Annotated in this window: 18 protein-coding genes; 14 read left to right on the forward strand and 4 right to left on the reverse strand. The window is 66.9% G+C overall.

Annotation, left to right across the window (positions count from 1 at the left end; genetic code table 11):
• The first annotated feature begins 5 nt into the window (after positions 1-5).
• Positions 6-959 (forward strand): ABC transporter permease, encoded by a 954-nt coding sequence (locus VFP86_10615; protein ID HET9000089.1) that lies wholly within the window; start codon positions 6-8, stop codon positions 957-959.
• Positions 960-964: 5 nt separating this feature from the next.
• Complete coding sequence (locus tag VFP86_10620) at positions 965-1,786, forward strand: ABC transporter permease (protein ID HET9000090.1); 822 nt, start codon at positions 965-967, stop codon at positions 1,784-1,786.
• On the opposite strand, the gene VFP86_10625 is transcribed toward VFP86_10620, so the two are convergent.
• Genes VFP86_10625 through VFP86_10635 form a run of 3 tightly spaced genes read right to left on the reverse strand, consistent with a single transcriptional unit; the run spans position 1,783 to position 5,193 of the window.
• Entirely contained in the window at positions 1,783-2,781 is a 999-nt protein-coding gene (locus VFP86_10625; GenBank protein ID HET9000091.1) for an LLM class flavin-dependent oxidoreductase, read from the reverse strand. The two genes, VFP86_10620 and VFP86_10625, sit on opposite strands and share 4 nt — an antisense overlap.
• The gene (locus tag VFP86_10630; protein HET9000092.1) at positions 2,778-4,379 is read right to left on the reverse strand and encodes an ABC transporter substrate-binding protein; all 1,602 of its coding nucleotides are present in this window, start codon (positions 4,377-4,379) and stop codon (positions 2,778-2,780) included. The genes VFP86_10625 and VFP86_10630 overlap by 4 nt, the downstream gene beginning before the upstream one ends.
• Positions 4,380-4,383: 4 nt before the next feature.
• Positions 4,384-5,193 (reverse strand): creatininase family protein, encoded by an 810-nt coding sequence (locus tag VFP86_10635; GenBank protein ID HET9000093.1) that lies wholly within the window; start codon positions 5,191-5,193, stop codon positions 4,384-4,386.
• Positions 5,194-5,314: 121 nt separating this feature from the next.
• On the opposite strand from VFP86_10635, the gene VFP86_10640 reads away from it, so the two are divergent.
• From VFP86_10640 to VFP86_10680, 9 genes are all read left to right on the forward strand, one after another.
• On the forward strand, positions 5,315-5,986 hold the full coding sequence (locus VFP86_10640; protein HET9000094.1) for an AzlC family ABC transporter permease: 672 nt from the start codon (positions 5,315-5,317) through the stop codon (positions 5,984-5,986).
• Complete coding sequence (locus VFP86_10645) at positions 5,979-6,266, forward strand: AzlD domain-containing protein (GenBank protein ID HET9000095.1); 288 nt, start codon at positions 5,979-5,981, stop codon at positions 6,264-6,266. The genes VFP86_10640 and VFP86_10645 overlap by 8 nt, the downstream gene beginning before the upstream one ends.
• Before the next feature lie 201 nt (positions 6,267-6,467).
• On the forward strand, positions 6,468-9,626 hold the full coding sequence (gene fdnG, locus VFP86_10650; GenBank protein HET9000096.1) for a formate dehydrogenase-N subunit alpha: 3,159 nt from the start codon (positions 6,468-6,470) through the stop codon (positions 9,624-9,626).
• Positions 9,626-10,516, forward strand: coding sequence for a formate dehydrogenase accessory protein FdhE (gene fdhE, locus VFP86_10655; GenBank protein HET9000097.1), 891 nt, complete (start codon positions 9,626-9,628; stop codon positions 10,514-10,516). Before fdnG ends, fdhE begins: the two co-directional genes overlap by 1 nt.
• A gap of 15 nt (positions 10,517-10,531) precedes the next feature.
• Positions 10,532-11,362 (forward strand): 4Fe-4S dicluster domain-containing protein, encoded by an 831-nt coding sequence (locus VFP86_10660; protein ID HET9000098.1) that lies wholly within the window; start codon positions 10,532-10,534, stop codon positions 11,360-11,362.
• A 3-nt stretch (positions 11,363-11,365) separates the two neighbouring features.
• Positions 11,366-12,286: an NrfD/PsrC family molybdoenzyme membrane anchor subunit gene (nrfD, locus tag VFP86_10665; GenBank protein ID HET9000099.1), complete on the forward strand. Its 921-nt coding sequence runs from the start codon at positions 11,366-11,368 to the stop codon at positions 12,284-12,286.
• A 121-nt stretch (positions 12,287-12,407) separates the two neighbouring features.
• Positions 12,408-14,183: a molybdopterin-guanine dinucleotide biosynthesis protein B gene (mobB, locus tag VFP86_10670; protein HET9000100.1), complete on the forward strand. Its 1,776-nt coding sequence runs from the start codon at positions 12,408-12,410 to the stop codon at positions 14,181-14,183.
• A 79-nt stretch (positions 14,184-14,262) separates the two neighbouring features.
• Positions 14,263-15,189 (forward strand): formate dehydrogenase accessory sulfurtransferase FdhD, encoded by a 927-nt coding sequence (gene fdhD, locus VFP86_10675; GenBank protein ID HET9000101.1) that lies wholly within the window; start codon positions 14,263-14,265, stop codon positions 15,187-15,189.
• Positions 15,190-15,259: 70 nt separating this feature from the next.
• Positions 15,260-17,467: an FdhF/YdeP family oxidoreductase gene (locus tag VFP86_10680; GenBank protein HET9000102.1), complete on the forward strand. Its 2,208-nt coding sequence runs from the start codon at positions 15,260-15,262 to the stop codon at positions 17,465-17,467.
• Between the two features lie 18 nt (positions 17,468-17,485).
• Here the strand turns inward: VFP86_10680 and VFP86_10685 are convergent, their stop codons facing one another.
• The gene (locus tag VFP86_10685) at positions 17,486-17,737 is read right to left on the reverse strand and encodes a hypothetical protein (GenBank protein ID HET9000103.1); all 252 of its coding nucleotides are present in this window, start codon (positions 17,735-17,737) and stop codon (positions 17,486-17,488) included.
• Between the two features lie 231 nt (positions 17,738-17,968).
• On the opposite strand from VFP86_10685, the gene VFP86_10690 reads away from it, so the two are divergent.
• From VFP86_10690 to VFP86_10700, 3 genes are all read left to right on the forward strand, one after another.
• On the forward strand, positions 17,969-19,300 hold the full coding sequence (locus VFP86_10690; protein HET9000104.1) for an aspartate aminotransferase family protein: 1,332 nt from the start codon (positions 17,969-17,971) through the stop codon (positions 19,298-19,300).
• 11 nt (positions 19,301-19,311) lie between these two features.
• The gene (locus tag VFP86_10695) at positions 19,312-21,033 is read left to right on the forward strand and encodes a hydantoinase B/oxoprolinase family protein (protein ID HET9000105.1); all 1,722 of its coding nucleotides are present in this window, start codon (positions 19,312-19,314) and stop codon (positions 21,031-21,033) included.
• 1 nt (position 21,034) lies between these two features.
• Positions 21,035-22,740 (forward strand): hydantoinase/oxoprolinase family protein (locus VFP86_10700; GenBank protein ID HET9000106.1); only part of this gene is annotated, 1,706 nt, incomplete at its 3' end.

Below are 22,740 nucleotides of genomic sequence, written 5' to 3' on the forward strand. Positions count from 1 at the left end.
CGGGAATGCGGACGTCGGGATGGAATCTGGTGGAGGTGCTCTCGTTTCTCGCGCGGCGGGTGCTGGGAATGATCCCGATCGTTTTCGGAGCGAGCCTCATCGTCTTTATCGTGGGACATCTCGCTCCCGGCGACCCTGTGCAAATCCTCTTCGGAGATATCAGCGATCCGATCATCGAAGCGCGGGCCCGCGCGAGTCTCGGTTTGGATAAGCCGCTGGCCGTGCAGTACCTGCGGTTCCTGGACCGTCTGGCTCATCTCGACCTCGGAACCTCCTACGCCTACCCGGGGATGCGGATCGGCAGGATGATCGGCGCGGCGCTGCCGGTCAGCCTGGAGCTGGCAATCATGGCGGTCCTCGTGGCGGTGGCGGTGGGAGTGCCGTTGGGAGCCGTGGCCGCGCTCCGGCGGCATTCGCTGCTGGATCGTGCGGTGCGGTTCATCACGGTGCTCGGGATCGCGGTGCCGTTCTTTGTGATCGCGGTGATCCTCGTGCTCGTGTTTTCGCTGAGGCTGCGCTGGCTGCCGGTATCGGGGTGGGGCACGCCTAGGGACCTCGTGCTCCCGATCGTGATTCAGATGCTGCGCCCCATGGCCTACCTCGCCAGGATCACACGGTTGTCGTTGTTGCAGGTGCTGGGGGAGGATTACATTCGCACTGCCCGGGCCAAGGGACTCCCCACCCGCCTCGTCACCTTCCGGCACGCGCTGCGCAACGCGGCGGTCACCATTCTCACGACGGCCGGTCTCACCCTCAGCCTCGCGTTCACGGGGGCGTTTGTCACGGAGACGATCTTCGGCATCCCGGGGATGGGCCGGGCGACGGTGACGGCGATCTTTCAGCGCGACTACCCGATGATCCAGGCCGTGGTCCTTGTGTACACGGGGCTCATCCTGACCCTCAACTTGATGATGGACTTGGCGTATGCGGTGGTCGATCCGCGGATACGCTACGCCTAGCTCCGATGCGGTGGGCGCGGCGGGACCCCCCGACGGCGATCGCGGCCGCGGTGCTCGTGCTCCTCGTGAGCGGGTGCCTTGCGATTCCGGCGGTGAGTCCGTACTCGGTCGGCGGCCAAAACCTGGGACAAACCTTCCAACCCCCGGGACCCACGCATTGGCTCGGCACGGATCACCTGGGCCGCGACATCCTCGTACGTGTCGCGTACGGGGCGCGCATCTCGTTCCTCATCAGCGTGCTGGCCGTCGCCGCGCATACGGTGATCGGGATCGTCGTAGGCATGGCCGCGGGGTTTCTGGGAGGCTGGATCGACGGCGGGCTCATGCGGATGACCGACGTGTTCCTGGTGTTTCCCCCGCTCCTCTTTCTGATCCTGATCACCGGGCTGCTCGGCCCCAGCCTGGTGAACATCATCATTGCCCTCTCCGCGGTGGGGTGGGCCGGAATGGCGCGGCAAGTGCGGGCCGAGGCCTTGGCGCTGCGCGAGCGGGAGTTTGTGACTGCGGCGCGGGCCAGCGGTGCGACCGACTCCTGGATCCTCGGCCGCCACGTCTTCGTCAACATTGTGACGCTGGCCCTGGTCCGCGCGTCCTTGGACATCGGCCCGGTGATCCTGTCGGAAGCCACGCTGTCGTTCCTCGGCATTGGGATCCAACCGCCGACGCCGTCGTGGGGGGTGATGATCGCGGCCGGCTTCACGCACCTCCGCACCTACCCGTACCTGACGGCCATCCCGAGCGCCGTGCTCTCGATCGCCATCCTGGCCGTGACGTTCGTAGGCGAGGGGATCGCCGAGGCGCTGGATCCCCGGTGGAGGCGGCGCTAGGCGTGGCGGGCGCCCGCGCGCACGCCCTCCCACACAGCGGGCATGACTTCACGCAGGAGCAGCGGGATCTGATGCTCGTAGTTGAGCGCGCCGACGCGCACCGCGATGTGACGACACCCAGCCGCCCAATATTTCAGGATCCCCTCCGCGACGACCGCCGGCGGCCCGGAGATGAGCCGGTCGAAGCTGCGAGGTCCGTAGGTCTCTGGCCAGTACCGCCGAACGTACTCTTCCGCTTCGGCGCGGGCCTTGGCCGGGTCAGGCTGGATGTTCACGAGGCTGCCGCAGCCGACGGAAAAATTGCGGAGATCCTTGCCGATTGATGCGGCGAGGGTCTCCAGCCGCTCACGCAGGGCGCCAAACTGGGCCGGAGTCAGGCCGGTCGGGTGCCAGCCGTCCGCGTGGCGCAGGGCCCGGAGCAACATCCGGTCCACCATCTCGGGGGGGCCGTCGAGGTTGGGAGCATTGGCCAGATAGATCGGCGGGGGGGTCTGCAGGGGTTTCGGATAGGCGCTCACATCGTCAAACTGGTGGAACCGCCCGGCGAAGGTGACGTGATCTTCTCGCCAGAGCCGCCGCACGGCTTCCAAAGTCTCCAACAGGCGGGGCACGCGGTCACGCGTGTTCAGCCGGTAGGGGCGCATCTCGCGATCGTCGCCGCCGCCGATGCAGACGGAGAGTTCAATCCGACCCCTGCTGATCACATCGAGGCTCGCCCACTGGATCGCAAACAGGATCGGATCGCGCAGGATGAACGTCGAGAGGCAGCCGACGTTGAGGCGAATCCGCTGCGTGCGGCCGGCCAGCGCGCCGAGCAGGGCGATGACCTCGATGCGGGGTTTCTCGAGGAGGTTGTCCCCGACGCTGACGGCCCCGAAGTGTCCAGAGGCCTCCGCCTGTGCCGCCGCATCGAGCAGCTGCTCGACGGTCAGGATGCCGAGCAGGCACCCCCGGTTCGGCAGGCTCAACGTGAACGTCGCCGGCTGGTCGGTCACTTCACGATCGACGCCGTGGCGAGATGCTCGAGAAAGCCGAGGCCGTAGGGGGTGAGGGTGAGGTCACGCACGTAGGGTTTTTTCAAGATTACTTCACGCACATGGTAGATCGGGAGCACACCGACGTCGTCGAAGACGAGGAAGCGTTCGACCTCGGCCATTTTCCGGAGGACGGCGTCCCGGGTACGCTCGTGGTTTGCGGCATCCACCATCTTGTCGTACGCGGGGTTCACATATCCGGAGAAGTAGTTGAAGGGGGCCTTCGAGGCGAACAGCGCGAACAGGTAATCATTGGGATCGGCGATGTCCGCGGTCCACCCGGTCACCGCGGCAAACGCGGTTCGCCTTCGCATGTCGCTCCGCCATTTGGCAATATCCAGGATCTGCACGTGCGTGTCGATCCCGAGGTTCTGCTGGATCATCGCCGCCACAACCTCAGCCGCCTCCCGCGGCCCGAATCCCCGAGGGTTCGGGCCCAGGAGCAGGGGAGGAAGTCCCTTGCCTCCGGGGTAGCCGGCTTCGGCAAGGAGGGACCGGGCTTTCGACGGATTGTACGCGATGGCAGGGAGGGGATGATACCCTGGAAGGCCGGGGGGAAGGATCTCATTCGCCGGCTGATAGAGCCCGACGAAGACCGCCTTGACGATTTCCGGTCGATTGACCGCGAGGGCGATCGCCCGCCGTATACGGGCGTCCTTGAACGGGGGATAGGCGAAGGTATTCAGCGCAAGGAAAGTGGTCGAAGCGCGGTTGTACTCGACGATCTCCTTGCTCAGCTTTGGATCCCGCCTGAGACGAGTATATTCACTCCCGGGCACCTGGACGATGTCCAGTTCGCCCGCCTCGTACTTCTCGACGTCGACGTTCGGATCGGGAACGATCTGTAGGACGATCCGCTGGATCTTGGGGGCGCCCCCGAAGTATGCCGGGTTGGCGGCCAGCACGATCTGGTTGCGGAGCGACCACTGCACCACCCGGAATGCGCCGGTCCCGTTGGCGTGCGTGGTGCCCCATTCCTGGCCTCCCTGTTCCACCGACTCTCGCGAGACGATGGACGAGGCGACGTGGGCGAGCCGGACGAGGAGATCGCCCTCACTGGGCCGGTCGACCTTGATCTCCAGCTCGGTCGGGCTGACCACTCTGACCCCGCGGAGGCCCGGGGCCTTTCCCGCCTGTTCGTCCTGGTACCCCTCGATCGGCGTCAGGAGGAGTTCGGCGTTCGGGGAGTTCAGCTTGGGGCTCGCCAGCCGATCCAGCGAATATTTGACATCGTTCGCGGTGACCGCTTGACCGTTCTGAAACTTGAGGCCGTCTCTCAGAATGAACCGGTAGGTGCGGCCGTCGGGGGAGACCGTCCAGCTCTTCGCGGTGAAGGGTTTCACTTGTCCTAGTGCGGTGACCTCGAGGAGCGGCGTGTAGACGTCCTGCAGCAAGGCGGTCCCGGTCGGGTCGTCCGTCAGGGCGGGGTCGAGGGTCGTCGGATCGGCCTGGATCGAGATCCGCAGCGCCGCCTCGGTCTGGGCCCCGGCCTGCGGCGCGATCAAAGCGGCACCCAGGAGCACCACGAGTGCGGCGCACAGCGCGGTTGGTCGCAGCATCAATCTACCCCCTTCCTTCTATCATGGCTTCGGACCAGGGGATGCCCGGCCTCGATGAGACCCAGGGCGCGGTGCGGAGCCGTTCGGCGGCAATGACGAGATCGTCCACCAGCGCTCTGGCGATCGTCGTGCCTTTCTCCTTCGTCCCCAACGTCGCGTCACCGTACACGCCGGTATCCGAGTGGCCCGGTCCCGGCTCTCGGTGATAGGCGGATGGGACGAAGACGCCGCGGGCATCCGGCCGCTCAGGAATCTCCGCGACCACTCGCTCGAGGCGCACCACCTCCGGGGCGATGGCGAGGAGCAGCGAGGTCTCATACTCGTCGGCGTGGCTCCCCTTCGGCTGCATGAGCAACCCGGAGATCCGCTGGGCACCGAGGTCCCCGATCCTCGTGACGCCGACGAGCAGCCGGTGCACGCGGTCGAGATCTCGTGCCACGATCTCCAACACCGGGAAGGTGGACACGCCGGTGTTCAGCACAAAGAACCTCCTGGGTCCGTGCCGGTGCATGGAAAGAATAATCTCTTTCATCATCGCCCCAAAGGTGCCCGCTTCGAGGTGGGTGCTCCCCGGAAACGCGGAGAAGTGCGGGTAGTAGCCGTATGTGACCGTGGGCATGATGATGGTTTCGACCTGCTCGGCGACGCGACGCGCCAGATAATCCGCCATGATGTGATCGGTCCCGAGGGGGAGGTGGGGACCGTGCTCCTTGGCGGCCGCTCCCACGGGGATCACGACCAACGGGTCGGCGGTGAGGAGCGGTTCGGCCTCCGCCCACGTGAGCTGTTCCAAGAACACGCCTCGGAGTCCCATGCGCACCCGCCATGTTCTGGCCGCGGCAGTTCTGCGGCGCCGCATCAGAAGTTGTGCTCGTGCGGGAAACGTCAGGGTATTCTCCAGGGCGGGAGGGGGTCCTGCGCGAATAGGGAGGCGCGTGAAGCTGGGCTGCTTTCGTTCGGGGCTCCTCGACGCGCTCCCCCTCTGGCTGGGCGTTGTGCCGTTTGGATTTGTCTACGCGGCGGTGGGACGCCGCGCCGGCCTCAGCGTGTGGGAACTTCAGCTCATGTCCATGCTCGTGTATGCGGGCGGCGCGCAGTTCACCGTCGTGCGTCTCGTCGCCGAGCGTGCCCCGCGTCATTTCCTGATCGTGGCGACGGCGCTCATCAATCTCCGGCACGTGCTCTACGGGGTCTCGCTGGCCCCGCACCTCAAGCAGGTTCGGGCCGGCGTCCGCGCGCTCGCGGCGTTCTTCATCGTCGATGAGAGTTACGGCCTCGGGATGCGGGCGTTTCTCGAGGGTCGCGGATCCGTATCCTATCTCGTGGGGGCGGGGGTCTCATTGTATCTGGCCTGGAACGTGGGGACTGCGCTCGGGATCCTCTTCACGGCGGCCCTGCCCGATCCGAGGAACCTCGGGCTCGACCTCGTGTTTCCACTCACGTTCGTGGCCTTGCTGGCCCCGCTGTTGCGGCACGCGCCGAACCGGTGGGCCGCGCTCACCGCGTTCATCGCGGGTCTGGTTGTGCTGCCGGCGTTGCCTGCCGGCGTGGGGTTCGTCGCGGCGACGATGCTGGGGATGCTCGGGGGGATGTGGGTGCGTGACTGACACGATCGTGGCGATGGCGGTCGCCACGTTCCTCACGCGGGCCATCGGGCTCTGGGGCGCGCCGCTTCGCGCTCCGTGGATGCTGCGCGCGGTCGGGCTGGTTCCGGTCGCGGCGTTTGCGGTCCTCGTGTCGGCCAGCCTCGACCTGAAACCCGGGGCGTGGTTTCGCTGGCTGGTGGTCGCATTGGGCGGGTGGCTCTCCTGGCGCGGGGTTCCGGTGTGGGCCTGTCTTGGGATCGGACTCGCGATCTACCTCGTCGGGTCGTCGATCTTCCGGTGAAGCCGTCCGGTCTGGGGAGGGTGGCCGGTGGAGGAATGATCCTGGGCGGGGTGGCCATCACCCAAATCCGACCTCGTGAGGGGGCGGGGAAGATAGGATAGTGCTTCCGCTGCAGCAAAGGGATTGGTAAACGCCCACCCGAATATTACTATCTTGTTCCACGCAACCTCCTGGCATCTTCCAACGACGTTTCTGGGGGGGATGATCGTGGCCACGCTCACGCGTCGAGGTTTCTTGAAACTGACGGGGGTGGGCGTGGGCACGCTCGCCCTCTCAGAGCTGGGGTTCGACCTCGCCCACGCGTACCAGGTTCGTCAGACTCTCCGCATCGCCGGCGCCACCCAATCCCACTCAGTTTGTCCGTACTGTGCCGTGGGGTGCGCGCTCGTGGCCTACACGCGGAAAGAGGCCGACGGGACGGTCAAGATCCTGCAAATTGAAGGCGACCCGGATAGTCCTATCACCGAGGGCCGGCTGTGCCCCAAAGGGGCGACGGCCATGCAACTCGCCACCTCGGCCCGGCGCGTGGAACACCCTCTGTACCGAGCGCCTGGCGCATCCTCCTGGCAGACGGTGTCCTGGGATTTTGTGCTGGACAAGATCGCCCAGCATGTCAAGGCGACCCGCGATCGGACGTTTGTTGCCACGGATGCGGCGGGCAATGTCGTCAATCGGACGGAAGGCATGGCATTCGCCGGCGGGGCGACGTTCAGCAACGAGGAAGGGTACCTCGCCACGAAGGTGATGCGCGGCCTGGGCGCGGTGTACTTAGAGCAGCAGGCCCGGGTCTGACACGGCCCCACGGTGGTCAGTTTGGCCGCCACGTTCGGAAGAGGGGCAATGACAAATCACTGGAGGGACATCAAAAACGCCGACTTGATTTTGATCAACGGCGCCAACCCGGCGGAGGCGCATCCGGTCGGGTTCCAGTGGTTCATGCGCGCCAAGCTAGATCCCGCACGCGGCCCCGGCAAGGGGGGTGGGGCCAAGATCATTCACGCCGATCCCCGCTTCTCCCGCACGTCGGCGGTGTCCGACATCTACCTCAGGATCCGGACCGGCACCGACGTGGCGTACTATGGTGGGCTGATCAACTACGTCCTCCAAAGCGACCTTTATCACGCCGAGTACGTCAAGCACTACACGAATGCTGCCTTCATCGTGAAAGAGGGCTACGCGTTCACCGACGGCTTGTTCAGCGGCTACGACAAGGACAAGCGGACCTACGATACGTCGACGTGGGCGTACGAAGGCGACGAGGCCGCAAACGCGGCCTTTGAGCGCACGCAAAAAGAAGCGCTCGCCCACGGCGAGGCCCCCTCCACGGGCGCCGGTGTCAGCTTCGCCAAGCGGGACGACACCCTCCAGAATCCGCGTACGGTGTTCCAGCTGCTGAAGAAACACTACGAACGCTACACCCCGGAGATGGTCTCGAAGATCACCGGCATCCCCCCGGAGGACTTCCTGAGGGTCGCGAAGCTCGTCGGCGAGATGGGCCGGCCCGACAAGGTGATGACGATCGTGTACGCGGTCGGGCTCACCCATCACACCACCGGTAGCCAGATGATTCGGACGGGCGCCGTGCTGCAGCTCCTGCTCGGCAACATCGGGCGCCCCGGCGGGGGCATGAACGCCGAGCGCGGGCACGCCAACATCCAGGGGAACACCGACAACGCGATCTCCTGGGATATCCTGCCCGGATACATGCGCGTCCCGGCACCCGGCCAAAAGTCCCTCAGCGATTACGTCGCCAAGAGCGCGTCGAAAAAGTCCGACCCGCATTCCTGGAACTTCTTCGGCACCAACTACCGGAAATTTACGGTGAGCCTGCTCAAAGCCTGGTACGGAGATGCGGCCACCAAGGACAACGACTTTGCCTTCCACTATCTCCCCAAGCCGGCCGGGAATTCCTCGTGGATGTCCATCTTCGACCAGGCCCTGCGGGGGAAGATGGAAGGGCTGTTCCTCTCCGGCATGATGGCGACGAGCATCGGTCCCGACGTCAACCAGGTGCTCCAGGCGCAGGCAAACTTGAAATGGCTCGTGGTCATGGATCCCTTCCCGACCACCAGCTCCGAGTTCTGGCACGCTCCCGAGATGGACCCGAGCAAGGTCCAGACCGAGGTCTTCCACATCCCGTGCACGCACTGGATCGAGAAGGCCGGCTCGTTCACGAACAGCGGTCGGTGGGTGCAGTGGAAGGACCAGGTCATCCCTCCGCAGGGCGAGGCCCGGGATGACCAATCGGTCCTCGCCGACCTTTTCCAGCGCGTCAAGGCACTGTACCAGGCCGATCAGCAGAACGGCAAGTTCCCAGACCCGATTCTGCACCTGACGATGGACTACAAGGACCCGCGAAAGCCCGAGCTGGACGAGATCGCCCAGGAGATCAATGGCAAAGACCTCAAGACGGGGAAGCGCCTGGCGACCTTCGCCGCGCTCAAGGACGATGGCACCACCACCGCGGGCAACTGGATCTACACCGGCTTCTATCCGGAGGCGGGCAATCTCGCCAAGCGACGCGATGGGGTGCAGGACCCCGCCAAGAACGACCCGACCGGGATGGGGTTCTATCCCGGGTGGGCGTGGAGCTGGCCGCTCAACCGGCGGGTGCTGTACAATCGTGCCTCGGCAGACCTCGATGGCCAGCCCTGGGATCCAAAACGCCCCGGGATCCAGTGGGAGGGCAAGAAGTGGGTCGGCGATGTGCCGGATTATCCTCCCACGATGGACCCCAAGGATCCGAAAGCGTGGCTGCCGTTCATCATGAACGGCGAGGGCGTCGGGCGGCTGTTCAGCAACTCGCTGCTCGACGGGCCGCTGCCCGAGCACTACGAACCCGTCGAGTCGCCGATCGAGAACCCGCTGCATCCCCAGGTATCCGCGTCGCCCGTGGCCTTCCTCTACGACCAAGCGGCCGGCCGACCCAACCGCTTTGGGACCGCGGCGGAGTTCCCAATCATCGCCACCACCTACCGCCTCACGGAGCATGAACACTACATCACCCAGCAGGTCCCGCACCTTGTCCAGCTCCAGCCAGAGGCCTTCGTCGAGTTGCCCGAGGGCCTGGCCCGGGAGAAGGGGATCAAGAACGGCGATATGGTGCGCGTGCTGTCAAAACGCGGCAAGATCGAGGTGCGCGCGATCGTGACCAAGCGGCTCGGCCAGGTGGAGGTCGGCGGCAAGAAGGTGTGGCAGCTGGGCATCCCCATTCACTGGGGCTTCGTCGGTATCTCGGCCGAGCTGTACCCGGAGAAGTCCAAACACTGGCTGGTCAATCAGCTCACCCCGTTCGTGGGTGACGCAAACGCCAGGACGCCCGAGTTCAAGGCGTTCCTCGTGAACGTTGAGAAGATGTGATGGGACCGCAGGCCGCGGCAGTTGGGCAGTGGACGGAGCGCCGCCGTCGCGCCACGGAACTGGCGGAGCGCTGGCCGTTTGCCACAGAGGTGCTGACGTTTTACACGGCGCTTCTCGACGCGCAGGAGCGGGCCTATGAAACGGCCCGGGCGGAATTGTCCGATCCTTCTCGGACAGTCCCCTATGCCGTCGCCCGCGTCCTGCCCATGGTGAGAGCGGTGACCACTGCCACCGGGCCCCAGAAGCTGGCGCGCGCGGTGGCCGATCTGCCTCCAGCTGGAGGGAACGGGTCCACCGCACAGTGGGAGGAGAAAGTGAAGCGCTGGCTCGACGGCGGGGAACTGTCCGCAGTCGACCGCTACATGGCTCGCGCCGCGGTCGGACCGGTGCTCGAGGCGCTCGGCCAGGCATTCGGCCGAGTGTGGGACGGACCGCGCGATGCGCGCCACTGTCCCCATTGCGGCGGCCTGCCCCAAGTCAGCGTCCTCGCCTCTACGGGCGAGGACCTGGTCGCCCCCCGTCGCTATCTGGAGTGCTCCCGGTGCGCCCGGCGGTGGGCGTATCCACGCATGACCTGCGCCGGATGCGGCGAGACCGAGGCCCACCACCTACCGATCTTTGCCGAGGAGGGCACCACCGAGGCCGAGGCGACAGGCACGGTGGTACGGGGATTGGGGGCCGCTCCCGCCGGGACGCCGGCCGCCGGCGCGCGCTTTCGGCACGTCAGCATCTATGCCTGCCGGAGTTGCTCTCGCTATCTGCTGAACGTTGATCTCAGCCGGGATGCCCGCGCGGTTCCGGTGGTCGATGAGATGGCAGCCGTGCCGCTTGATCTGTACGCCAGGGAACAGGGCGTCATGAAGATCGTGCCCAATCTCATGGGCCTCTGAAGGGAGCTGGGGAAGATGCCGGAGGCGGTAGGCTTCTTCACAGACACCAGCGTCTGCATCGGCTGCAAAGCCTGCGAGGTGGCCTGCAAGGAGTGGAACCAGCTCAAGGGCAACAAGCCTGTGTTCCTCGACAGCTTCGACAACACGGGCAAGCTCGACGAGGAGAACTGGCGCCACGTCGCGTTTATCGACAAGGTTCCCGAGGCTCCCGCGACCACGGGCAACGGGGCGGCGTGGCTGATGTTCTCGGATGTGTGCAAGCACTGCAAACACGCCAGCTGTTTGGAAGTGTGCCCCACAGGGGCGATCATCCGGACCGAGTTCGACACGGTGTTCATCCAGCAAGATGTCTGTAATGGCTGTCGGGACTGCATCTCCGCCTGCCCCTTCGGCGTGATCGGGTTCAACGAGCTGTCGGGCACCGTGCACAAGTGCACCTTCTGCTACGATCGACTGCAAAGTGGCCTGATGCCGGCCTGCGCCAAGGTCTGCCCAACCCAGGCGATTCAGTTCGGGCCGCTGAGTGAGATGCAGAAGAAGGCCGATGCGCGGCTGGGGACCCTCCGTGCCCAAGGTAATACGCAGGCTAGTCTCTACGGTCGGGACGACAAGATCTACGGGGGCCTCAACGCGTTCTTCCTGCTCATGGACAAGCCGGAGGTCTACGGACTCCCCAACGCGCAGAATGCGGTCCTCCCGCGGCGCAACAACCGGATGAGCTATCTCGGCATCGTCGTGACCGCCGCCCTCAGCATGGTGGCCGGCCTCGTCGCGTTCCGCGACCGGGGAGAAGCCAGGCGGGCTGAGGAGGCGGCCCGCCAGACCGACACGACGAAGAGGTCGTAGGCGATGGCAGAGCACTTCGTTCAGCCTCCGCACTGGGAATGGTACATTCTCGGGTATTTCTTCCTCGGCGGGCTCAGTGGGGGCACGTATGCGCTGGCGACCATGCTGAGGATCTGGGGCGGTCCTCGCGACGAGACAACTGTCAGGATCGGGTTCCTTACGGCCTTTCCGCTGCTCGTGGCATGTCCCATCTTGCTCTCGATCGATCTTGGGCAGCCGCTCCGTTTCTGGCACATGCTGATCGAGACCACGCCCGGCCACGTGGGCCTGGTGTTTAAGTACTGGTCGCCGATGTCGGTCGGGAGCTGGGTGCTGCTGATCTACGGCGTCTTCGCGTTTGTCTCGTTCCTGGAGGTGCTGGTGCCCGGTGGCCTCTCGCTGCCCCGTATCCTCTCCGGCGGGATCGGCCGCATTTTTATCGTCGTGGGGTCTATCCTGGGTCTCTTCGTCGCATCGTATACCGGGGTGCTGCTGAGCGTCTCGAACCAGCCGATTTGGAGCGACACCTGGGCCCTCGGAGGTCTCTTCCTCGCGTCGAGCCTGGGCGGGTCGGCGGCGCTGCTCTCCTGGTTGGCGCGGCATCGCCCGGAGGCGGAGGGGACCGAGCGCCGCCTTTTCTTTGCGGACCGCTCCTTTGCGCTGTTGGAGCTAGTCTTGATCGCCCTATTCTTTGTGAACCTCGCGGGCGCCGGGACGCTGGCGAGAGCCCTTGCGGGACCCTGGGTAGGATTTTGGGGGTTGGTGGTCGCGAGCCTTCTCCTCCCGCTCGCCGGCCTGGGGAGGCCACGCACCGCGGTCGCGGCCGGTTCGGGCTCGGCGCCTGCCGGCCGCGCGGCGGGTGGATCGCGTACCATGGTCCTTGCCGGCGTGCTGATCGGTGTGCTGTTGATGCGGTTCGTGGTGATCTTCAGCGCACAGTTCTGATCTAGGCTCGCACTCGCGCCACCTCCCCGCACCGACGGCCGGATTGACACGGCCCAACAAGAGACTCGACAATAGACTCACCTGCCGGACCCACTCCTCGTCAGGCAGGACGGTGAGGCGCGTGTCGCGACTCGAAGACGCCGTAGAGCGGTTGCTGGCGGCGACGACCCCGCTGCCGTTGGAGTCCGTCCCCATCTGGGAGGCGGACGGGCGAGTCGCGGCCGCAGATGTGGACGCGCCGGGGCCGGTTCCCCACTTTCCCAGGCCCGCGATGGACGGCTATGTGTGCCACGACGCGGATCTCCGCGACGCGTCCCCCGGCCGGCCCGCGATCCTCCGGATCACCGGCGCGGTCCGCATGGGAGACCTGCCGGGCCGCGGTCCCGGGCCGGGGGAAGCGTGGTCGATCACCACGGGGGCGCCGCTGCCGGAACGCGGCGATCGGATCCTGCCCGTGGAGGCGGTCCGTCTCGCCGGTGATCAGGTGAGGGTTGAACAGCCACCCAGCGGGAAAACACACATCGTCACCGCCGGGGAGGCGATTCGCGAGGGCGCCCCGTTGATCAGGAGGGGCGAGGTCATCCGGCCGGCAGGTGCCGGGGCCCTGGCCGCGTGTGGTGTCGGGACGGTGCGCGTGCACCGCCGCCCCCGTATCGCTCTTGTCTCGACCGGAGACGAACTGGTCGATGTGACCGAGGCGGCGGCGCCGCTCCCGCGCGGGCGGGTGTTCAACAGCAACGCCGTGACCCTGGGCGGCTTGCTCCGCACCCTCGGGTGTGAGGTCCAGTATCGCGGCATCGTGCGTGATGCTCCGGAGGAGTTGCGCGCCGCATTTGCCGCGCTCCGCGACGAGTTCGACGTGGTGCTGTCGACAGGGGGAGTGTCGATCGGCCGGCACGACGCGGTTCACCGCACCTGGCTCGACCTCGGGGCGCAGCGGATCGTCGGTCGCGTCGATCTCAAGCCCGGCGGTCCATTCTTTGCGGGGCGGTTACGCGACTCCTGGGGCGTGGGCCTTTCGGGCACCCCGGTGGCCTGCCTCGCCGCGTTCCACCTGCTGGTGCGCCCATTCTTCGCGCGATTGGCAGGGCAGCGGCACGCGGTCAGACCCCTCCAGCAGGTCACGCTCGCAGATGCGATCGGCCGCCCCACGGACCGGATGCGCGCGCTATGGGCACGCACGCATCCTGCCGAGTCCGGACGCACGATGGCCACGGTTCTCGACGGCGACGATGTCGGCGACTTCGCCTCGCTGCTCCACGCCACCGCGTTGGTGCTCATCCCACCGGGATCCCCTCCGCTGCCTGCCGGATCCCGCGTCACGGCGCTGTTGTTGGACCGCGAGGAGGACCGCGATCGATTGGTCGTCACCCCGCCCCGCCCGGGCCCACTCGTGATCGGAGTGGTCGGGGAATCGGGGAGCGGGAAGACGACCGTGATCGTCGATGTGGTTCGGAGGCTGGCGGAAGACGGCATCCGCGTCGCGGCCGTAAAGCACGCCGCCCACGGGTTCGACCTTGACCGCGAGGGGAGCGACAGCGCCCGCGTGGCCGGTGCGGGCGCGGCATTGGTGGTGCTGGCGGGGCCCACGGAGACCGTGCTGCGCATCACCGCCCCGCTGCGCTCTCCTGATCATGCCGCGGGCCTTGCGACCCTCGTCGCCGAGCAGATCTGGGGAGAGCTCCCCGCGCTCGTGCTCGTCGAGGGCTTTCAACACCCGTCCGGACCCGTCATTACCGTCGGCCCGCAGAAGCCGGGCGCAGCGGCGGGGGAGGTGCTCGCTGCGGTTCTCGCGGTGAACGGCGTGAACGGGCAGCGGCTGGAGACGGAGCTCCAGCGGGTCTCAGAAGCCGTGCGCTCTCGAGTACGGGCAGGACAAGCGGAATGGCCTCGCTGATCCTGAGGGCGGCATCGATTGACGCTCTTCTGGGCCGATGCTACCATGGCCGCGACGACGTCACCTCTCGAGGTCGGCAGTGGCAACCCCAATCAATCGTCTAGCGGCAATGGAGGGCGATCCAGGTCCCGAGCCTCCTCGCACGAGCACGACGAGACGGCGCGTCGGCCAGGTACAGGGAGGCGCGGCGCGGATTCGCGACGACGTGCTGGCGGTCGAAGAGCCGCTCGAGATCCGCCTGTACCCCGGCGACGGCCGGCCACATGTGCAGATCTCCGTCACCATGCGCACTCCAGGGCACGATTTTGAGCTGGCCGCGGGCTTCCTCTTCACCGAAGGGATCGTGCGGGACGCGGGGCAGGTCGACCATATCAATTACTGCGCGGACCATACACTCGAGAGCGCGCAGCGCTACAATATCGTGAACGTCTTCCTGCGACCGGGCGTGCCGTTCGACGCGGAGCGCCTCCGGCGGAACTTCTACACGACCTCGAGTTGCGGGGTATGCGGAAAGGCCTCGATCGAGGCGATTCAAGTCCGGGGCATCTGCCCCATCCACGACGACGCGTTCGCAGTGGAGGGCGAGGTGTTCGCCCGGCTCGGCGGTGCCCTGCGCGGGTCGCAGGCGATCTTTGACAAGACCGGGGGGCTGCACGCGGCCGCGCTCTTTGACAGCGCCGGTCAACTGCTCGCCACCCGGGAGGATGTGGGACGGCATAACGCAGTGGACAAGCTCGTCGGCGATGCGTTTCTCCGGCACCAGCTCCCACTCAGCCGGCGCCTGCTGATGGTCAGCGGCAGGGCGAGCTTCGAGATCATGCAGAAGGCCGCCGCAGCCGGCATCCCCCTGGTGGCGGCCGTGTCCGCCCCCTCGAGCCTCGCCTGCGACCTCGCCCGTGCCTTCGGGATGACCCTCGTCGGGTTTCTGCGGGGCGATCGGTTCACGGTGTACACCGGGTCGCACAGGATCCGGCGGGACGGAACACCGCTCACCAACGTCGAGTAACCCTCTTCCTGTGACCGTCCGCCAGCGCGGCGACCGCACGCGATCCCGGCGGTATGTAGGGCCCTCGCCTATGGGGTTGGGCTACACGAAGCCCAACCACTATCTCGAGATGGCCAAGGTGCTCGGCGAGAACCGCGATCAGCTCGCCTACGCCTGGCGGATCCTCAACAACGGGTGCTGCGACGGATGCGCGCTCGGCACGGTCGGATTGCGCGATTGGACGATCAGCGGAATCCATCTTTGCACGATCAGACTCAAGTTGCTTCGGCTCAACACGATGCCCGCCGCGGATGTCCGGGTGCTGGAACACCCCGAACGGTTGCGGGGGCTTTCGGCCAAATCGCTGCGGCGGCTGGGACGACTTCCCTATCCGATGGTCTGGCGTCGGGGGGAGCCCGGCTACCGGCGCGTTGCCTGGGACGAGGCGCTCACCGTCTGCGGCGAGCAGGTCCGCCGGGTAATGGCCGAAGATCCCGACCGGATGTACTTCTATATGACGTCCCGGGGCATGACGAACGAGGCCTACTTTGTCTTCCAGAAGGTCGCCCGGTTCCTCGGGACCAACAACGTCGACAACGCCGCCCGCGTGTGCCATGCGGCCAGCACCACGGGGCTCAACGCGACGATTGGATACGGCGCGACGACGTGTTCCTACACCGATTGGATCGGGACGGATCTGTTGCTCCTTATCGGCACCAACCTCGCCAACAATCAGCCCGTGGCCGTCAAGTACATCGACGAGGCCAAGAAGCGGGGGACGCGCGTCGTGGTGGTCAACCCCTATCGCGAGGAAGGCCTCGATCGTTACTGGGTCCCGTCATCGTGGGATAGCGCGGCGTTCGGCACCCGCATCATGGATGCGTTCTTCCAGGTCGGCGTCGGCGGGGATGCGGCGTTCCTGACCGGCGCGCTCAAGCACCTCATCGAGACGAACAGGGTCAACGGGGACTTCATCGACCGGTACACGGTCGGGTTCGACGACCTGCAGCAGTACGCGCGGGCAGTGCCGTGGGGCGCACTCGAGCGCGCGGCGGGGACGACCGCCGCGGAGATGCGCCGGTTTGCGGATCTCTATGCGGGCGTCGAGACGTCGATCTCGGTGTGGTCGATGGGCATCACCCAGCACGAGCACGGAGCGCAGAACGTCTTTGCGATCAGCAACCTGGCTCTTGCCTTGGGGCGCATCGGCCGCCCCCACACCGGCCTGATGCCGATACGCGGCCACTCGGGTGTCCAGGGGGGTGCCGAGGTCGGAGCCGTTCCGAACGCATACGGGCTGGGGCGCAAGGTCGGCGACCCCGAGACGATGGCGGCGATGAAAACGTTCTGGGGCTTCGACGTTCCCGGGAAGCCCGGGCTCACCGCCGCGGCGTCCATGAACGCCGCGCATGACGGGAAGGTCGCCCTGGTCTACTCCGTGGGAGGCAACTTCCTCGAGACGCTCCCCGACCCAGTGTACGTACGGGAAGCCCTGGATCGCATTCCGGTCAAGATCTTTCAGGATATCGTGATCAATCCGATGATGCTCCTCGCCCCCGTCGAGGTCTCGATCATCCTCCCGGCGGCCACACGATACGAGACTCGGGGCGGGGTGACGGAGACGACGACAGAGCGCCGGATCGTCTTCAGCCCGGAGATTCCGGGGCGTCGGATCGGCGACGCCAAACCGGAATGGGAGATTCCCATGCTCATCGCCGAGCGGGCATGCCGCGACCGCCGCCATCTGATCCACTTCGATTCGACCGCGCAGATTCGTGACGAGATCGCGCGGGTCATCCCGCTCTATGACGGGATCCAGCGGCTCCGCCAGAAGGGGGACCAGGTGCAGTGGGGCGGACCGAGGCTGTGTGCCGACTACCGCTTCAACACCCTAGACGGCAAGGCGCGCTTCGTGATTCCTCACTGGCCGGAACGCGATACCCCGCCCGGAATGTTCTGCGTCACCACCCGCCGCGGGAACCAGTTCAACAGCATGGTGTGGGGTGAGCACGATCCCCTCACGGGTTCCGACCGGGATGACGTCATCATCTCGGCCGAAGATGCACGCCGCCTGACCCTGAAGAAAGGCGATCCCGTCCTCTTGCGCTCAGAGGTGGGAAGATTTTGGGGCAAGGTGAGGATCGCGGAGATCGCTCCGGGCACCTTAGCGGTCCACTGGCCTGAGGCCAATGCGTTGATCCGGACAGGCCGTTACGACCCGAGCTGTGGCGAGCCGGACTACAATGCGATCTGCGACCTCAGCGCGGTAGTACCATCGGCCGGCGACGAAGGCCGCTAGGCAGGCCTCCGAGCCTGGTTATCCGGCGAGCCACCGCGGTTCCGCCGTCCCGGTCTCTGCGATCTGCCTCGACCACACACCGTACGACAGGCAGTAGGCGCGGATGATGTCCTCATCCTCGGCCGCGTCATCGATGTCCGGGCCGGCCGTTCTCCGCGATAGGGACAGGAGGTTCAATCGGTTGCGCTCATGGATATCGATCACCGCGCCGACAAATTCCTCGATGGTCGGGTTGGTGAGCCGCCGCAGCTCCTCGAGAATGGTCTCCATGACCATAGTCCTCCCTGGACTCAAAAATTCTCACTACCTTCATATACCCAGATCGAGGGGGGCCACATTCCCATTCCAGAGAGTTCTTGCAAAATTGTTACAGGGCGCAGCCACGATCACTCGATCGCCTCAGGAGGGCCTCCGGAGGATGCCCCCTCCGGCCCTCGAATACCTAGCCAGCCGCGGGCCCTGGGGCCGGCGCGCCAGACGCTTCGCCGCGAGGATGCATCGATGGCCAAAGTGTACGGGCAGACGGTGTTTGAGCAATACCTTCGGGCCAACCGCCGGTCGAAGGAGCTCAACGACCGCGCCCGGTTGCTGCTCCCGGGGGGCATAACGCGGACCTCGGTGTACTTCGACCCCTTCCCGCCGTACATGGAGTATGGCGCAGGGTGCCGGATCCACGACGTCGACGGCAACGAGCGGATCGATTTTTCCAATAACTACACCGCGCTCATCCTCGGGCACTGCCCGCCCGCGGTCGTGGACGCGGTGCAGGCGCAGGTGACTCGCGGCAGCGCATTCGCGGCGCCGACCCGCTACGAGATCGATCTCGCCGGGACCATCACCGAGCGGATCCCGTCGGTCCGGCGCGTGCGGTTTGCGAGCTCGGGGACCGAGGCCGTGATGTTTGCGCTCCGCCTGGCCAGGGCCTTCACGGGCCGCCGGAAGATCGCCAAGGCCGAGGGGGGATTCCACGGCACCTCCGAGTATGCCGCCGTCTCGGTGAGCCCCGATCTGCACCTGGCGGGCGACGCGCGCACCCCCGTGTCCCTGGCGTCCGCGCAAGGGGTGCCCGACCGCGTCGTGGAGGACGTGGTGGTGTTTCCCTTCAACGATATCGACGCCACGGAGGCGATCGTTCGGCGGCACCGCGACGATCTGGCCGCCGTGATCGTGGAGCCGGTGCTGGGATCGAGCGGGATGATCCCCGCGCGACCGGAATACCTGCAGGCGTTGCGCGAGATCACGGCCCGCCACGGCGTTCTCCTCATCCTCGATGAGATCATCACGCTGCGCCTGGCGCCCGGCGGCGCGCAGAGCCTATACGGGGTGGCGCCCGACTTGACGGTCATGGGAAAGATCATCGGCGGCGGTTATCCCGTGGCGGCGTTCGGCGGCAGGGCCGAGATCATGGCGCTGCTCGATCCCGAGGGCGGACGCCCCCCGATTCCCCAAAGCGGCACCTTCAACGGGAACCCGATCGGGATGATCGCCGGGCTCGCCACCCTGCGCCAGCTCACACCGGCCGTCTACGACCGCCTCAACGGGATGGGCGATGATCTCCGCCGCCGCCTCAGGGAGCTGTTTGCGCGCAAGGGCGTTCCGGCGCAGGTGACGGGGATGGGGTCGCTCCTGAACCTCCACTTTTCCGGCGTAGAGGTCACGGACTTCCGGACGATGCGCACGGGGGACGGCGGACGGCTTCGGCAGGTGTTCTTCGGCCTCCTCAACGAGGGTATCTACCTCGCTCCGCGCGGCATGGCGTGTCTCTCGACCGCGATGGGCGATGAGGAGATCCTCGCGTTCGTGCGCGCCACCGAACGGGCGCTTGAAACCTGAGCACGCCTGCGATGGTGCTCGCACGTCTCGATCGGATCACGGTGTCGGTCATCCAGCATCGCTTCGTCGCGATCGTCGCGGAGATGGGAGAGGCGATGCTGCGGACCGCCTACTCCCAGATCTTGAACTCGAGCCGGGACTTTTCGACCGCCCTCACCGATGGAGAGGGACGGTTGGTGGCTCAGGCCGAGCACGTCCCGATCCATGTGGGCGCGCTTCCCTGGGCCGTGCGGTCTGTGGCGGAGTATTTCTCGGGCCGCATCCGGCCGGGCGATCTCTATCTGCTGAATGACCCGTACCACGGGGGCAACCACCTTCCCGACCTCACCGTGCTGCTGCCGGTGTTCGCGGACGGCTGCCTGCTCTTCTGGTCCATCAATCGGGCGCACCAGAGCGATATCGGGGGATCCACCCACGGCGCCTATAACCCGGGCGCGACGGAGATCTGGCAGGAAGGGATCCGCGTCCCCCCGCTCAAGCTCTACGACGCCGGGGATCTTCGCGACGACGTCATGCAGATGATCGCCCTGAACGTGCGCCATTCGCGCGACTTCCTCGGCGATCTCCGGGCGTCGATGGGCTCGGCCCGGCTCGGCGAGCGCCGGCTGCTCCGGTTGGTGGCCGAGTACGGGGCCGAATGCGTGTCGGCCGCCGTCGAGGAGATCCTCGACGGGACCGAGCGGCAGACCCGCGCCTGCATCCGCTCCTGGAAGAACGGCGTGTACCGGGGCGAGGCGATCCTCGACGACGACGGCCACGGCGCCCGGGACATCGCCGTCCGAGCGACCGTCACCAAGGCGGACAGCGCGCTGATCATCGATCTGACCGAGAGCGCCCCTCAGGTCGCGGGGTTCGTCAACTCGTCCTATCCGAACACGATGTCGGCCGTGTTCATGGCGCTCGCGTACCTCATCGATCCCGACATCCCGAAGAACGACGGCACGGTTCGCCCGGTGACAGTGCGGGCGAAGCAGGGCACCGTGGTGTGGCCGCACGCCCCGGCGCCGGTGACGCTGTCCACCAACCACTGCGGCCAGGAGATCGGCGAGGCCATCATCAAGGCGCTGGCGGGCGCCTGTCCCGAGCGGGCGGTCGCCGGGTGGTCCCGGCGGTTCAGGATTGCGCTCCGGGGCGTCGACCCTCGGACCGGGCGGCCCTTTATCTGGCACATGTTCCATGCCCGCGGCGGCGGCGGTGCCTCCGCCGCGGGCGACGGGTGGCCCACCGCCGGCGAGGGGCAGGCCGCCGGGGGCATCAAGTTCGGGAGCGTCGAGGTGACCGAGGTCCGGTTTCCGCTGTTTCTCCGCCGGCACGAGTTCCGGCCCGATTCGGGCGGCGCGGGGAAGTTTCGCGGCGGAGTTGGATCGGTACTGGAGATGCGGGCCGACGTCACGGCCCCTGCGGTTGCGAACACCGCCGGCGATGGCGTGCGGCACGCCCCCTACGGGCTCTTCGGCGGTCAGGACGGGCTGCCCCACCGGTATCGGCTGATCTCGAGGGGGCATGCCCGAGTGCTTCGGACGAAAGAAGTCGGCATCGTGGTGCGACCGGGCGATATGTTCCGGATCGAATCCTCCGGAGGCGGAGGCTACGGCGATCCCACACTGCGCGCGCCCGCGGCCCGCGCCGCCGATCTCGCGAACGGATTCGTCACCGTCCGTCACGCGCGGCCCGGGCGAGCAGCGCCGCGCACGCGGTCGCCCTCGACGCTGAGACGCGCCGGGACGGGGTGACGTGTTCCGGATCGGGATCGACGTGGGCGGGACGTTCACCGATCTGGTCGCGGTCGATGACGCCGGCCGCGTCGCCCTTGCCAAGTCACCCACGACCCCGGAGGATCCGTCCCGCGGCGTAATGGCGGGGCTGGACGCGCTTGCGCAAGACCTCGGGCGAGATCTGGCCTCGCTGCTCGCCGAGACCGAACGGCTCGTGCACGGAACCACGGTGGCGACCAACGCGCTCGTGGAGCGCAAAGGGGCGCGGGTGGGGTTGCTCACCACCGAAGGCCATCGCGACGTGCTCGAGATGCGGGAGGGCTTGAAGGACGATCGCTACAACCTGCGGATGCCCCCGCCGGTTCCGCTCGTTCCCCGCGCGCTCCGCATCGGGGTTCGCGAGCGCGTCCGATCTGACGGGACGATCGACGTCCCGCTCAGCCGGGTCTCGCTCCGCGCAGGCATCCGCACCCTGGCACGACAGGGGGCCGACGCGGTGGCGATCTGCTACCTGCATGCCTATCAGAACCCCCGGCACGAGACCGAGACCCGAGAGGCGGTGGCGGAACAGCTGCCCGGCGCCTACCTCTCCGTGTCCTCGGAGGTCCTTCCGCAAATCAAGGAGTACGAGCGGATCTGCACGACTGTGGTGAACGCCTACGTCGGCCCGTCGCTCGCTCGATACCTCGACGCGCTCGCCGGCAGGCTCGCCCGCGCGGGGTACCGGCGCGAGGTGCTCATCATGCAGTCGCACGGCGGCGTCGGCACCATCGACGACTCTATGCACCTCGCCGCCGGCGCGATTCTCTCCGGCCCGGCCGGTGGGATCGCCGGCAGCCGGTACTGCGCGCGGGTGCTGCACTGCGGGGATCTCATTACTTTCGACATGGGGGGGACGAGCAGCGATATCGCGCTCATGGAGGCGGGGGAGCCACCGTTGACCGGAGATAAGGTGGTGTCCGGCCACAAGGTGGCGCTTCCCAGCCTCGACATCCACACGTTGGGAGCGGGCGGCGGGTCGATCGCGCGGGTCGACGCCGGCGGCATCCTGCACGTCGGTCCGGAGAGCGCCGGCGCCGACCCCGGTCCGGCCTGCTACGCCAAGGGCGGCGAAGCGCCGACGGTCACCGATGCCAACTTGGTCCTCGGGTGCCTGGATCCGGACAACTTTCTGGGCGGCCGGACCCGGTTGGACCGCGCCGCCGCGCAGCGCGTGATTGAGCAGATCGCCAGCCGGCTGGGGTGTTCGACCGTGGAGGCGGCGGAGGGGATCCACCGCGTCGTCACCACCAACATGGCGGAGGGGATCAGGATCGTCTCGATCCGGCGCGGCGTCGATCCGCGGCGCTTCACGCTGCTCGCGTTTGGGGGCGCCGCCGGCCTCCACGTGACACAGGTCGCGCGGCAGCTGGAGGTGGGGCGCGTGGTCGTGCCGCGTATGGCGGCCGCCCTCTCGGCCTGGGGGATGCTGGCCACCGACCTCCGCTACGAACTCGCCCGCACGCATGTGGGCGAGATCCACCACGTGGGCCCGGAGACCCTCCGCCGCCTCTTCACCGAGATGGAGGCGGAGGGACGACGGCGGCTGGGGCGCGCCACCACCGGCCCCATGATGATCCGGCGGTCGGTCGAGATGCGGTACGGCGAGCAGATCTTCGAGATCGCAGTCCCGCTCGATGACGTGGCAATGAATGCGCCGGATCTGATCGAACAGGTCGTCGATCG

It is taken from the genome of bacterium, from assembly GCA_035703895.1.
Taxonomy (GTDB): domain Bacteria; phylum Sysuimicrobiota; class Sysuimicrobiia; order Sysuimicrobiales; family Segetimicrobiaceae; genus Segetimicrobium.

What these genes read in the sequence shown, in the direction of transcription:
- VFP86_10635 (HET9000093.1), bottom strand. Translation starts at nt 5,193, where the DNA reads ATGGGACTCCGAGGCGTGTTCTTGGAACAGCTCACGTGGGCGGAGGCC.
- fdhE (HET9000097.1), top strand. Translation starts at nt 9,626, where the DNA reads ATGGGACCGCAGGCCGCGGCAGTTGGGCAGTGGACGGAGCGCCGCCGT.
- VFP86_10680 (HET9000102.1), top strand. Translation starts at nt 15,260, where the DNA reads ATGGGGTTGGGCTACACGAAGCCCAACCACTATCTCGAGATGGCCAAG.
- VFP86_10620 (HET9000090.1), top strand. Translation starts at nt 965, where the DNA reads ATGCGGTGGGCGCGGCGGGACCCCCCGACGGCGATCGCGGCCGCGGTG.
- VFP86_10660 (HET9000098.1), top strand. Translation starts at nt 10,532, where the DNA reads ATGCCGGAGGCGGTAGGCTTCTTCACAGACACCAGCGTCTGCATCGGC.
- VFP86_10630 (HET9000092.1), bottom strand. Translation starts at nt 4,379, where the DNA reads ATGCTGCGACCAACCGCGCTGTGCGCCGCACTCGTGGTGCTCCTGGGT.
- VFP86_10695 (HET9000105.1), top strand. Translation starts at nt 19,312, where the DNA reads ATGGTGCTCGCACGTCTCGATCGGATCACGGTGTCGGTCATCCAGCAT.
- VFP86_10690 (HET9000104.1), top strand. Translation starts at nt 17,969, where the DNA reads ATGGCCAAAGTGTACGGGCAGACGGTGTTTGAGCAATACCTTCGGGCC.
- VFP86_10615 (HET9000089.1), top strand. Translation starts at nt 6, where the DNA reads ATGCGGACGTCGGGATGGAATCTGGTGGAGGTGCTCTCGTTTCTCGCG.
- nrfD (HET9000099.1), top strand. Translation starts at nt 11,366, where the DNA reads ATGGCAGAGCACTTCGTTCAGCCTCCGCACTGGGAATGGTACATTCTC.
- VFP86_10685 (HET9000103.1), bottom strand. Translation starts at nt 17,737, where the DNA reads ATGGAGACCATTCTCGAGGAGCTGCGGCGGCTCACCAACCCGACCATC.